We start from the raw sequence: 12,124 nt of genomic DNA, 5'->3' as shown, positions 1-12,124 counted from the left end.
GTCCCCACTCTCGAGTCACTCAGCTGCCGTGCGTGTGGGTGTGGCCCTGGAACCTGTGGATGGCCTCTTCCGCGCCCGGCGGAATGCTGCCGTCGGCGTTGCGCACCAGGAAGATTCCGGCCATGCCGCCATCGGAGTGGGACTGCACGTGGCAGTGGTACATCCACGCACCGGGCCCGACGCCCTCCCCGGCCAGCACCTGGAACCCGAAGGAGCTGCCCGGGTTCAGGTCCTTGTTGTCGATCACGAGGCTCGGGTCGGCCGGGCCCTCGAGCATGCCGGTGCGGTTGTCCGCCCAGCGGTGCGCGTGCAGGTGGAAGGTGTGGAAGGTGCCGCCGTGCCCGATGGCGAGCCACTCCACCCGCTGGCCCAGGTTCGCCTCGAACATCGGCGTGTCCGGCGCCATCCGGTTGTTGATCAACATGTCGTTGAACACGACCGTGAACTGCTTCTCCGGCAGGATGTCGCCGCGACGCCGCACGATCAGCGCGCCGTACAGCCCCTTGGCCACCCCGGCGGTGCCGTGGTCGGTGCCCATCGCGTGGTCGTGGTAGTGCCAGTAGCCGGCGCTGCCCGGCATGAACCGCCGGCCGGACGCGAGGAACATCTCCCGCGAGCGCCACACGTACGTCCGGGTCTCGCCCGGATTGTTGAACGAGGCGTTGAGCGGGCTGCCATCCGAGTCAGTGCTGTAGTCCACCCCGTGCGGGTGGATGGACAGCCGCTGGGTGGTGGTGTTGACCAGGGTGATCTCGAGGGTGTCACCCTCGTAGATCTCCAGCACCGGCCCCGGCACGGTGGCCTGCCCGGGTGCCAGGCCGTACCCGAACAGACCTCCGGGCAGCTGCTCGGCGTAGATGGTGACCTTCTTGGTGATGCCGGCCACGGCCTGGGCCGGGCTGCCGCTGAAGGGGGCGCCGACCGTGGACGCGGTCACGCCGACCGCGCTGGCGGCCAGCACTCCGGTTGTCATGAGCGATCTGCGGGACAGGTGACGGGGGGTGCCGACGGGATGGTCGTCCATGGGACTCCGTTCTCGACCGGACACAGCCGCGACAGGGCAGGGTGCGGCGACCGTCGAGCACAGGAGGGACGGCCCCGCGAGTTCTGAGCCCCGTCGCGGACTTTGCTCGGAAGACTCAGAACTTTCGACTGATGACATCAATCTATGTAGCGGTTCGACGAAAGTAAAGATCCTTCGACGGAAAGGTGCCCGCCGGCAACAGTTTCCGCCCGCTGACCAGCACTTCTGGAGACGCTCCCTGGGCGGCGACCGAGGACGACGACGCCCCCGTCCGGAATGGACGGGGGCAGGTCAGACACGCGGTCCGGCCGGTGGGGTGATTCGAGGATGAGCTGGTCAGGCCGCGGAACGCCCCGACCGCGCCTCGTGCTCGACGGTCGCCGGCCGCTGCTCAACCGCCGGTCCGGCCACCGTCGACGGCCGGCACCCGCTGGCGGTGCCGCGGCTCGCGCAGGAGGCCGCCCAGGACGACCACCGCCCCGACGAGGAGAACCAGCCAGAACCACCGGGAGGTGTCCCACCGCGTCGACCCCGGGCCGGCGAACGGCTGCACGTCGTCCGGCAGGAGTGTCACGGCCGTCGTCGCGAGCAGCAGGCCGGGCATGGCCGCCAGCCCGCCGTGGGTGGGGGCGGAGACCCGGACCGCGACCGCCGCGAAGGCCAGGGTCGCCGCCAGAAGGGCCGCCGCCTCCAGGGCGAGACCGCCGTCCGGCAGAAAGGGACGGGCGTCCACCGGCACCGCCGCCCGGCAGAGCAGAAGCGCCGCGAGCCAGACCACCACCAGGGGAAGGGCGGACAGCGCGATCCGCGTCAGGCGGACCAGGAGGCGGGACGTGGGGGTCACCTGCGTCGTAACGCTGGCCGCGTCGTCCAGCGCGAAGGCCACGCCGAGCGCCACGGTCACCGACACCACCCTGATCAGGGTGACCGCGTACGGGATCTCCATCCGGTAGGAGACCGCCAGCGGCAGCGCGGCGAGCCCGAGGGCCAGCACGCCGCAGAGCACCGGTGGGGCCTTCCGGCTCGACCGGACCACGTGGGGCAGCAACGCCCGCAGCGTCGTCAGCATCGGGCCCCCTGGGCCGCCGGGCCCTGCACCCGCGTGCCCAGCAGGCTCGCCGCCCGCTCGGTGCCGGTCTCCGGTCGGGTCAGTTCGGCCCAGTTGGCCATCACCTGCTGACCCACCTGGTCTGCCGGCCGGTCCAGCAACGACCGGACCACCGAGACCTCCTGCCGGCCGATCGACAGCGCGAGCGACGAGTCCACCAGCGGAAGGACCACGCTGCCGCCGGTCCGGGGCAGCAGGCTGCGCAGCGCCGCGGTCGTCTCCTCGGTGGCCGTGGCCGCGAGCCACAGCACCAGCACCGCGCGGGACCGGCAGACGGAGAGGGCCGAGGCCTCGGTCGGCGGCTCGCCGGTGACCACCCGCGCGGCGAAGTGCCCGGCGAAGCTGAGCATCGCGTCCCCGCCGATCTGGTCCGTGCCCCACTTCGTGCCCACGGGCACCGCGCCCGGTGTACCGGCCCGCGCGTCGTCCGCCGTCCACGCGGCGAGCGGCGGCGAGATGCTGACCGAATCGGTGGTGGTGCCGAACAGGAGGCGCTGCCGGACCACGTACCGGCCGCCGGCCACGTCGGACGGGGTGTGCCGGAGCACACCACCGACCAGCGTCGACCACTGGTCGATACGGCCCTCGAAGTCGCGAAAGGCGCAGTAGGTGACCGCGTCCACCGTCCGACACACCTGCTGTGCGGAGGGCTCCCGCTCGGCGACCAGACGGCGGGCGGCGACGTCCCCGGGCACCGTGACCGACTGCCCGGCCCCGGCGACCACGGCCAGCACGGTGGTGACGCCCACCGCCGTCACGCCGATCCGCCGGTCGATCCGACTGCCGGCGAGGGCCACCGCGCAGCAGAGCACGGCGCAGGCGGCCAGGTAGATCAGGTGGGTCGCCACGGGCCGGTACATGAGGTCCGCCGGCAGGGGCGGCTCGAACTCGTCCTCGATCGCGACGAGACCCCACCACTTGAGCATCGGCCGGCTCAGCGTGACCGCGCCCACCAGCGTGAAGATCGCCATGCCGAGGATCACCAGGGGGCCGACGGCGACCATCGACGTCAGCCGTCCCACGGCGACGCCGGCGACCCCGGCGAGCAGGACGACCAGCGGCCCGGTGGCCAGCTCCAGTGGGGACGGTTGCCCGACCGCCCCGGGCGCGGCGGCGAGATGGGCGATCCGCGCGCCGACGAGGAGCCCGCTGAGCAGCGCCAACGGCAGCGGCACGAGAAGCTGCGCGAGGGCGCGCCGCCACGGCGCCAGCGGGAGCAGGTCGGTGACGGCGGCGACGCCGGACCGCTGCGCCCGGGTGAGGGCGAGGTTGCTCCCGATGAACGCCCCGGCGGCGATCAGCAGCAGCGGCACCTGGGAGTACCGGTCCTCGTCCTGCAGGACAGGGTAGCGGTGCTGAAGGGCCCCGCTACCCCACTCGTAGGCCCACAGGGCGAGGTAGAGCAGGACGCCGGTCAGCACCGCCGGATGACGGAGCAGCCGGACGGCCTCGATCCGGAAGAGGGCGCCGACCGCGCCACGGGGGCGTGGCGACACCGGCAGCGGCGAGGTCGGCGCCGGCGCCAGGCTGGTCCCGGTCACGCCACGACCTGCGTAGCGGCGGACGGGTCGAGCAGCAGGAGGTAACCGTCCTCGAGGGTGGCGGGGAGGAGGTCGGCAGCCGCCGGAGGGACGCCGATGTTGCGGACGGTGCCCACCCCGGTACGCCAGGCCGCCACCGCCTGCGGACTGCGTTCCGCGCTGTGCCAGACCCGGTTCTCGGCCAGCGCCGTCAACCGCGCGGGCGGGCCGTCGAAGCGGACGACGCCCCGGTCCAGCACGATCACCCGGTGGCACAGGGCCGAAACGTCCTCGGTCTGGTGGGTGGAGAGCAGGACGACCCGCCCCTCGCCGAGATCCGCGATCAGCTCGCGGAACCGGAGGCGCTGTTCCGGGTCGAGCCCGACGGTCGGCTCGTCGAGGATGAGCACGCGCGGGTCGCCCACGATGGCGGCGGCGAGGGCCACCCGCTGCCGCATCCCGCCGGACAGCGCCTTGATCCGCTTGCCCCGGTCGTCGCTGAGGCCGACCGCGGCCAGCACCCGGAGGATCTCGTCCCGGCGCTGCCGGCGATCGGTGATCTCCTTGAGAATCGCGACGTAGTCGATGAACTCGTACGCGGTGAAGTTCGGGAAGAAGCCCGGCTGCTGCGGCAGGTAACCCATCCGCCTGCGGGTCGCCAGCCGGCCGGCGGCCGTGAGCGGATCGACGTCGAGGATCCGCACGGTGCCCGAGTCCGGAGGCATCGCGGTGGCGAGAATCCGCAGCAGTGACGTCTTGCCCGCGCCGTTCGGCCCGAGCAGCCCGGTCACTCCCTCACCGGCGGTGAACGACACCCCGGCGAGGGCTGTGTGCCGTCGGTACCGCAGGGTCAGCCCGTCGACGGCGACGAGCTGTCCCGGTGTGGCGTCCGCGGGATGCGACATTCGGGTCCTCCGAGCTGGTCAGGGGGTCAGGACGACGGTGGGCTGTTGGTCGAATCGGCGGCGGCCCAGCGCCAGACCGACGGCTGCGGCCACGGCCACCACGCTCAACGCGGCCTGGCCGGCGGCGGTGACCAGGAGCGACCGGCCGTCGGCGAAGTGGGTTGTGGCGACCAGCAGGGCCAGCCAGCCGGCGCCGGTCACCGCGGCGGCGACGACCGGGTCGACCCGCGCGGTCATCGCCAGGGTGACCAGCGTCAGCGCGAGCATCGGAAGCAGCCAGGCGAGGGTGGCGGAACCGCTTCGGGGCAGTGCCAGACTGGCAGCCGCGGCCAGGCCCGCCGCGACCCCCAGGACCGCGGCGGTGCGCAGCAACGCGAGCCGGAGCCCGTGCACGGGCGCGACCAGGGTGATCTCGTACGTCGGGTCGAACCGGCGTCCGAAGGAGACGGCGACGCCGAGCACCGGGAGCATGGGCGAGATCGCAAGCAGGAGCAGCGACGGCGAATCCAGTGGCGACAGCCGGGCCACGAGAGCCGCGGTGAAGAGCACGAGCCCCGCGGCGATGGTCCAGGAGCGGCGCAGCGCGGGGGTGGCGGCGACCAGCCGGGCGGTCTCCGGGGACACCCCGCACCAGATGAGGGCCCGCTCCGCGGGGCCGCGGCGCGGCTCGTCGAGGGTCTGGTCGATGGTCGACCACAGCCGCTCGTAGCGGGCCGGCGGCGACAGCCGGGTCAGCTCCTCGCGGCACTCCGGGCATCCGTCGACGTGCCCCTCGACGCCCGCCAGGGCGGCGGCGGGCAGGTGGCCCTCGACGTACTCCCGCAGCACCTCGACGGCGACGTGCCCGCCCCCCGGGGCCGCCGCGTCCCGCAGGTCACCCCGTTGGTCGCCTGGTCTGGTCACGCCAGCTCCTCACGTAGCCGTCGACGGGCTCGCCGCACGCGGGTCTTGACCGTTCCGATCGGCACCCCGAGGAGCCGCGCTGCCTCCTCCATGGTGAGGCCGTCCACCGCGGTGACCCGTAGTGCGGTCCGCTGGTCGACGGGGAGCCGGGACAACGCCTGCGCTGGCTCTCCGCAGCCGAGTGTGTCGAGGGTGGAGTCCTCCGCCGACGGCTCGTGCGGGAGGCGCTGGCCGAAGAGCCGGCGTTGCAGCCGGGCGCGCAGCCCGGCGCCGCGCTGGAGGTCGACCATGCGCCGGTACCCGATCCGCCAGAGCCAACCGGCGACGTCATCGACGTCGTCGCGTGGCGGCCGGCTCCAGATCGAAACGAAGACATCCTGGATCACGTCGTCGATGACCGTGCCGTCCGGGCAGCGGTGACCGAGGCGAGCGGCGAGCCACGGGGCGTACCTGCGGTAGAGCTCGGCGCACGCGTGCCGGTCGCGCTCGGCGATGCCGCGCACGAGGTGCGCGTCGCTGGGCGACTCTCGCCGGTCTGCCATCACATACCCCTCGTCGTTCGCCATGGCCGAGATGGTTCGGTCCGTCAGTGTGACACCGATCACAGAGACGCGTCGTCGATCGCCCCTCGTTTCATTTCGCTCACCTTGCCCCCCTTTCCCTGGTCAGTTGTCGATCAGCTTTCGGTCAGATGCGTGATCCACCAACCAGAAGATCATGGAAAGTGAATCAGAATATCGTCGCGGCCGAAAGCCTCATTGCTGCATATCGATTGAGAACGTATTTTCCGAAGGTCTGTCACACGGGGTGGCAGGCGAACGGGAGGAGTGCTCGTGAGGATCCGATCCAGAGGCAGGAAGGCGGCGGCCGTCGGCGCTGTCGCGGCAGGCCTGATCGCGACCGTCGGCGCGGCGCCGGCCTACGCCGGCAACGCTCCAGGCTGCGTCGCGGTCTGGGTTTCGCAGGGAACGGTCACGCAGACCGGCTACGCGCGCAACGACTGCAGCTCCAACGTCCGCATCAAGATCTCCTGGAACTTCGGTGCCGACGGAGCCTGCTGGACCGTCGAACCGGGCTACCAGATCTCGTCGAAGGTGGCCCGGGTTCCCCGGGTCTTCAACGGCGCGGACAACTGCTGATCCGGCACTTCCCAGGGGCCTTCGGTGGGCGGCTCAACCGCCCACCGGAGGCTCCACCCGTTGCGTCGGCACCGGGCCGCGGACCGCTTTCGCGCGCCGTTTCCTGGCGGCGTCAATTCAGTCGCGGAAATGGCCGGATACATTGGCGAACCGGACGCCCGCCCATCATGATCGCGAACAAACCTCGATCAACTCCAGGGCGGGCCGTGGGGCTCGAACCCGCCACCGAGGGGGCAGGTCCTTCTCGGCGATCTGTCCCTGCCATACCTTCGCGACCGATACGTTGCGATGGTGGATACGCCGCTGCGGGAGCCGACCTTCTGGATCCTCACCGCCCTTGCCGGCCCGCCGCTGCACGGGTACGGGATCATCGGAGAGGTGGCGGCCCTTTCCGAGGGTCGGTTATCCATGCGGCCCGGCACCCTGTACGGCGCGCTCGACCGGTTGGTGGACGCGGGCCTCATCAAGGTCGACCGGGAGGAGGTCGTTGACGGCCGCCTGCGCCGCTACTACCGCCTTTCTGGCACCGGCAACGCCACCCTTGCGGCTGAGACCGAGCGCCTGCGACGCAACGTGGAGGCAGCGACCAACCGCCTGGGCGAACTGACGCCCACCGCCCGGCCCATCGCCCCGCGCGCCGTGGGAGGACTGGCGTGAGGGACCTGGAACGCCGCTACCGGCACCTGCTCCGTGCCTACCCCGCCAGTTATCGACAGGCTCGCGGCGCGGAAGTCGTCGGCACCTATCTCGACCTGGCCGCACCCGACCGCCACTGGCCGTCGATCCTCGATGTGGCGGACGTGCTGGCTGCTGGTGGCCGTGAGCGCCTACGCGCTGCCGGCGCTGCCGACCTCATACCGGGCGTACGCCTCGCCGGCTTCCTCAGCTACGTCACCGCGACCGCGCTCGCTGGCTTCTGGGCCGCCGCCGAGGTGGTCACCACTGCGGGCAGGTGGGACTCTCCGTCGTTCGGGCCGTTCGCCACCACCGGCATCGTCGTCTGGGCCGGTTGGTTGCTGGCCGCTGTCGTGCACGCCCTTGGCCCAGCCCGGTGGGTCCGCGGTGCCATCGGGCTGGCGCTCCTGTGCACCGCCGCCGTGGTGCCCGTCGCCGCCGTGTTCGAACTGCCCCGCCCGTACCTGTTCGTTCTGCTTCCTCAGGCGACGTTGGGCCTGTTGGCGCTGGCAGTTTCTCGCCACACGGCGCGACGGCATCGCCTCCTGCCCCTGGCGGTCGCACTGACGGCAGCCCTCATCTCAGTCGGGGTCCTGTCCGGGGAGAGCGCCTGGTTCTACCGGTTCAGTTACGGGGGCGCGTTCCTCCCGGAAGCCGGCGCGGCTCTCCTGCTGACCGCCGTGCTGGCCGCGACCGTGCTGTCTCTACGCGGTGCTTCCCGAGGGCTGTGGGCTCTCCTGGTCCTACTCACCCCGGTCGGACTACTAGCTCTCGACCCCGTCACCGAAAACATCGCCCCCGTCGTCGGGGCTGACTATGCCGACTTCCGCGTCATCACCGGGACGACCGCCGCCACATTCGTCCTGGGTGGAATCACCCTGGCCGCGGCGCTCGCAATCCGGGCACGTTCCAGCGCGACGGTCGACACTCCGGTGATGACCGTGCACGAGCGTTGCCCAACCTGCGGCAGATAGCAATCCACCGGTGCGCAGTTGGGGGCGACGTCGAGCGCCAGCGAGGTTCACGGCAACTCGGCCAACACGTCCTGGTGCTGCCAGACCTCCGTCAGCACCTTCGCCATTGATGTGCGCCCGCATCGCGTGGTGCGATGCGGGCGCCCCATCGAAGCGGTCAGGGGTTGCTGTAGCCGAGGGCGTAGCTGCCCGAACCGCTGTAGGCGTGCGCCCGCCAACGGTAGTAGCCGGCCGTGCCGTTGTAGGTGACGGTCTCGTCCGCCGCAGCTGTGGTGCCCTGCGCCACCACGGTCCAAGCGCTGCCGCTCCACTTCTGCAGGTAGAGGTCGAAGTCGGTGCCGGTCGGGCCGTCGAGGCAGCCACGGTGGGTGCCGGAGGTCGACGAGTAGTAGTAGCTGCCGTTCGGCTGGTAGGCGCTGCCGCCGCTGGACAGCGACCCGGTCACCGAGAACTCGTAGCCGCTGCAACCGGTCGGGGGCGGATTGCCGCCACCGCTGGTCACCAGCGTCCGGCCGTAGGCGGAGAGGATCTCGTTGACCGGCTGGAAGTAGGTGGTGCCGCCGGAGCTGCAGTTGCCGGAACCGCCGGAGGTGACGCCCTGCGCCTGCTGACCGCTGAGCCAGGATCCGCCGGAGTCACCCGGTTCGGCGCACGCGTTGGTGCGGGTCAGGCCGGAGACGGAGCCCTCCGCGTAATTGACCGTCTGGTTGTAGGCCTGCACGGTGCCGCAGCGCCAGCCGGTGGTCGAACCGGAGCGGCAGATGGCCGAGCCGATCGCGGCCACGGTGGAGCCGGCCACGGTCACGTTGCCGCCGGCGTAGTTGTTGACCCACGGCTGCGGGGTCCAGTTGGAGTTGACCGCCACCCAGGCATAGTCGTTGCCGGGGAACGAGGAGCCCTGGAAGCTGCCCTGGGCGACACGGTTGTGGCCGGTCGTGGACCTGCCGGTGTTGCCGCAGTGCCCGGCGGTGACGAAGCCGCCGTTGACGGAGAAGCCGACCGAGCAGCGGCCACCGCCGATGTAGTAGGCGTCGCCGCCGCGTACGTCGTAGAGCAGCCGGGGCTGTTCGGTGGTGCTGACCACCCGTACCGCGGAGGCGTCGACGCCGCTCGCCTTGATGAAGGCACTCGCAGCGGCGACACCGCCGCGTGCCTGCACCACCACGGTGTTGGACCTGACGTCGACGTACCAGCCGGGCACCGAGGCCGGGGACGGCTTGGCGGCCACGGCGTCGAGGCCGTCCTTGACCGCGTCGAGCTTCTTGCCGCTGCGGCTCACCAGCTTGGGTGTGGCGCCGGCGGCGGTCACTTCGGCGGCTCTGACACTGTCGGTGACAGCCACGACCAGCGACTTCGCGTCCGGTGCCAGCCAGGCGCCGGCAAAGGTGGAGCCGAGCCGCTTACGCAGGGCCAGTTCGGTACGGCTGGCCGCGTCGTCGGAGGCGATCCGGGCGCGAGCCGCGGCGGCGGTCAGACCCAGGTCGCGTTGCATGGCGGCGAGCATCTCGGTCGAGGCGGCCTCCCCGGCCGGTGCGACCGGCGTCGCGCCGGTGGGCTTCGCGCCCGCGGGCCCGGCGATGACGATGGCAGCCAGCCCGGCTGGCAGCAGAATCGCTGTTGCCGTACCGGCAAGGAATCGGTTCATCCGAAAACTCCTTCGGGGTTGGCGGAGCTGCGGGTGCGGCCGGAACGATCCGGCACCGGCAGGTGGCCGTAACGTAGAACACATCCATCGAGGTTGGCAGATAGCCTTTGGCTCATACCGCAGCGCCCGGCGGTGTCCGCACCCCCTCGACACCGCCCTGTCGCCGATGCGCGAACCGCCACACGAAGGCTGGACGATCCGCCGCCGATCGCAACGCCGTCATCAGCAGGCGGCAGGCCGGGGCTCATCGGTTGCGTCCGGCACCGGCCGCAACTGCCGACGGACCTCACAACGGCCTCGAATCATCTACGACGACATCTAATTCCAGCGGTGACGATCAGCGGGATGGGCTGGTCGCGGCTGGTGACGATCGCGAGGCAGTCGGGTGAGCGGGCGGTCTTCCCGACGCCCGCGGTCCCGGATACCACCACGGCGCCGCCCCGGTCGACGAGTGCGTCGAGGGCGGTGAGCTCCGCGTCGCGCCCGGTAAACGTCGGTAGGGGGAGGCAGCCCTGTACCTCGCCTATCTGTCGATCCTCGCCATCTTGACAGCGGCTGGGTTCATTCTCAGCGACTGGCCTTGGTCCCGTCCGGCCTCCCCGGACGGGCGGCTGATCGCCCTTGTGGTGCCCGGCAAGGTGATCCGCGGCGGCATCTCTGAGGAGGCCGGGGTTCGGGGCGGAGCCCCGAGGCCTTCAGGGTCTTCCGTCTCGAAGCATGGCCGGCCGGCCCGGCCGATGCGGTTCGTCCGGGTCGTCGGCGGCACGGGTGACCAGGGCTTTTGCTTGGTGGAGCCCACGGGACTCGAACCGATAACCCCTGCCTCGCAAATAGGAGACTGCTGTCGGCTGGCGTCGACTACTGCGGCTGACCTGCTCGTGTCGTCGGCTCGTGTCCGCTCATGACCGCCCGGTCGGCCGGCTTGCCTGTACCAATGGCTGCACAGCCACCTCCTGGCCCCTAGCCTCGGCGAGCCCATCCGGGATGGTTCGGCCTCCACCGTCCGGGACCGTACTCCCGCATATGGGGCTGTTGCTGTCACTGGCTGGCGTGCACGGCGCTGCGGTGCTCCGATACATCACGGGCCGCGTGGAGCCGGGCAGAGCTTCGATGTGGAGTCTGGCCGACATGTGGTTCGGGTGCGCGCGAGTTGGCAGAGCAGCTTGCCGGTCGAGGTGACCTTGGACGGCACCGAGACGGTCACCTTGGAAGCGGCATACAGCGAGCGCTCGTGGGGGTTCACGGAGACGTTCCTACGGCCCGAGGGCGCCCTCGACCTGCGGACGGTGTGAGCTCGCATGACGAGATCAAGTTGTCCACCACGATCCCACCAGGCCCGGGGACCGGGCTTCGCCCCAGCCCGATCCCCGGAGGTACCGCCTCGCCCCCGAGTTCAGGCCGATGCGTAGACCTGCGTCGTCGACCGCCGTCACGCAAGTCCTGCTTGAACGCGGCGAGTCTCCCTCAGTCAGACGTCGTCGGGATGTCAACCCCGACTGTCAGCCTGGCGGAGCATCGCATCTGTTTCGGGGTCGGGCATGAGCTCCCGGACCTCTTGCAGGCAGCGGCAAGCGGCAGCGATCTTGGCAGCCCAGGCGAGCGCCTCCTCGCGTGTGGCCACGTCGACGACCGAGAACCCGCCGATCACCTCCTTGGTCTCCGGGTAAGGGCCGTCGGTGACCGTCCCGTCCGTGGCCACGATGCTCGCCCTCTGCCTTTCGAGTCCGGCGCCGAACACCCACACGCCGGCGTTCACGGCCTCCTGGACCACCTCGTGCGAAGCCTTGCCCACGTCGGGCATCTCCTCCGCGGGGATGTGGTCCATCGCGCCGTCATTGAACGAGATCAAGTACTGCGTCATCCCGTGACTCCCTCGTCCCGGCGGCCTCCTCCGGCCGCCTCTCGCCTGTTCTACGAACGACTCGTCTCGAATTCGACGCTATGCCAGAAGAATCTTGCACGGAATCTCCGGCGCTCGGCGCTCGCGAGCGTCATGTCGCCCCTGTTGGAAACCCATCTCGCGTGAGCGGGGACGGCAAGTCCCTGTTGTCAGGTCTGGTTGCCCCGGCCTCGGGCTGCAAGCGGTTCGGGTACCGCTACATCCGGTTTCATGTTTGCCCAGCTCAGCGCTGTTGGTGGGGCGGGCGGGACTCGAACCCGCGACCGAGGGATTATGAGTCCCCTGCTCTAACCGGCTGAGCTACCGCCCCGACACCGCGCCGGATCTTATC

General features: G+C 70.9%; 12 protein-coding genes and 1 tRNA gene. 4 read left to right on the top strand and 9 right to left on the bottom strand.

Annotated elements, in window-relative coordinates; genetic code table 11:
- Positions 1-19 precede the first annotated feature (19 nt).
- The 6 genes from KBX63_RS18130 to KBX63_RS18105 all read right to left on the bottom strand — a co-directional run bounded on the left by KBX63_RS18130 (position 20) and on the right by KBX63_RS18105 (position 6,026).
- Positions 20-1,024, bottom strand: coding sequence for a multicopper oxidase domain-containing protein (locus KBX63_RS18130; RefSeq protein WP_210912398.1), 1,005 nt, complete (start codon positions 1,022-1,024; stop codon positions 20-22).
- Between the two features lie 391 nt (positions 1,025-1,415).
- Positions 1,416-2,093, bottom strand: a complete 678-nt coding sequence (locus KBX63_RS18125; RefSeq protein ID WP_247662579.1) for a hypothetical protein — start codon at positions 2,091-2,093, stop codon at positions 1,416-1,418.
- A complete protein-coding gene (locus KBX63_RS18120) occupies positions 2,087-3,673 on the bottom strand; it encodes a hypothetical protein (protein ID WP_210912397.1) in 1,587 nt (528 codons plus the stop codon). Before KBX63_RS18120 ends, KBX63_RS18125 begins: the two co-directional genes overlap by 7 nt.
- Complete coding sequence (locus KBX63_RS18115) at positions 3,670-4,557, bottom strand: ABC transporter ATP-binding protein (RefSeq protein ID WP_210912396.1); 888 nt, start codon at positions 4,555-4,557, stop codon at positions 3,670-3,672. The genes KBX63_RS18120 and KBX63_RS18115 overlap by 4 nt, the downstream gene beginning before the upstream one ends.
- 18 nt (positions 4,558-4,575) lie before the next feature.
- Positions 4,576-5,460, bottom strand: a complete 885-nt coding sequence (locus KBX63_RS18110) for a zf-HC2 domain-containing protein (RefSeq protein ID WP_307871750.1) — start codon at positions 5,458-5,460, stop codon at positions 4,576-4,578.
- A complete protein-coding gene (locus KBX63_RS18105; protein ID WP_247662578.1) occupies positions 5,457-6,026 on the bottom strand; it encodes an RNA polymerase sigma factor in 570 nt (189 codons plus the stop codon). Before KBX63_RS18105 ends, KBX63_RS18110 begins: the two co-directional genes overlap by 4 nt.
- A 267-nt stretch (positions 6,027-6,293) precedes the next feature.
- On the opposite strand from KBX63_RS18105, the gene KBX63_RS18100 reads away from it, so the two are divergent.
- From KBX63_RS18100 to KBX63_RS18090, 3 genes are all read left to right on the top strand, one after another.
- Entirely contained in the window at positions 6,294-6,599 is a 306-nt protein-coding gene (locus KBX63_RS18100) for a hypothetical protein (protein ID WP_210912395.1), read from the top strand.
- 291 nt (positions 6,600-6,890) lie between these two features.
- On the top strand, positions 6,891-7,256 hold the full coding sequence (locus KBX63_RS18095) for a PadR family transcriptional regulator (RefSeq protein ID WP_210912394.1): 366 nt from the start codon (positions 6,891-6,893) through the stop codon (positions 7,254-7,256).
- Positions 7,253-8,248 carry a hypothetical protein gene (locus tag KBX63_RS18090; protein WP_210912393.1) on the top strand — a complete coding sequence of 332 codons (996 nt, stop codon included), beginning with the start codon at positions 7,253-7,255 and terminating at the stop codon, positions 8,246-8,248. The genes KBX63_RS18095 and KBX63_RS18090 overlap by 4 nt, the downstream gene beginning before the upstream one ends.
- Positions 8,249-8,405: 157 nt before the next feature.
- On the opposite strand, the gene KBX63_RS18085 is transcribed toward KBX63_RS18090, so the two are convergent.
- Positions 8,406-9,893 (bottom strand): S1 family peptidase, encoded by a 1,488-nt coding sequence (locus KBX63_RS18085; RefSeq protein ID WP_374102237.1) that lies wholly within the window; start codon positions 9,891-9,893, stop codon positions 8,406-8,408.
- A 1,139-nt stretch (positions 9,894-11,032) separates the two neighbouring features.
- Between KBX63_RS18085 and KBX63_RS18080 the strand changes: the two genes are divergently transcribed.
- On the top strand, positions 11,033-11,185 hold the full coding sequence (locus KBX63_RS18080) for a hypothetical protein (protein ID WP_210912392.1): 153 nt from the start codon (positions 11,033-11,035) through the stop codon (positions 11,183-11,185).
- Positions 11,186-11,379: 194 nt separating this feature from the next.
- Here the strand turns inward: KBX63_RS18080 and KBX63_RS18075 are convergent, their stop codons facing one another.
- Both KBX63_RS18075 and KBX63_RS18070 read right to left on the bottom strand, forming a co-directional pair.
- The gene (locus KBX63_RS18075) at positions 11,380-11,754 is read right to left on the bottom strand and encodes a YciI family protein (RefSeq protein WP_210912391.1); all 375 of its coding nucleotides are present in this window, start codon (positions 11,752-11,754) and stop codon (positions 11,380-11,382) included.
- Between the two features lie 272 nt (positions 11,755-12,026).
- Positions 12,027-12,103 (bottom strand) — tRNA-Ile (locus tag KBX63_RS18070).
- Positions 12,104-12,124: the final 21 nt, after the last annotated feature.

This window comes from Micromonospora sp. U21, assembly GCF_018070045.1.
Lineage (GTDB): Bacteria > Actinomycetota > Actinomycetes > Mycobacteriales > Micromonosporaceae > Micromonospora.
Note: the sequence above shows the minus strand (reverse complement) of the source record. Positions and strands in the feature narration are given on the sequence as shown.

Excerpts from the sequence above, each read along its gene's own strand:
- KBX63_RS18130 (WP_210912398.1), bottom strand. The coding sequence starts at position 1,024 with ATGGACGACCATCCCGTCGGCACCCCCCGTCACCTGTCCCGCAGATCG.
- KBX63_RS18125 (WP_247662579.1), bottom strand. The coding sequence starts at position 2,093 with ATGCTGACGACGCTGCGGGCGTTGCTGCCCCACGTGGTCCGGTCGAGC.
- KBX63_RS18115 (WP_210912396.1), bottom strand. The coding sequence starts at position 4,557 with ATGTCGCATCCCGCGGACGCCACACCGGGACAGCTCGTCGCCGTCGAC.
- KBX63_RS18105 (WP_247662578.1), bottom strand. The coding sequence starts at position 6,026 with ATGGCGAACGACGAGGGGTATGTGATGGCAGACCGGCGAGAGTCGCCC.
- KBX63_RS18085 (WP_374102237.1), bottom strand. The coding sequence starts at position 9,893 with ATGAACCGATTCCTTGCCGGTACGGCAACAGCGATTCTGCTGCCAGCC.
- KBX63_RS18075 (WP_210912391.1), bottom strand. The coding sequence starts at position 11,754 with ATGACGCAGTACTTGATCTCGTTCAATGACGGCGCGATGGACCACATC.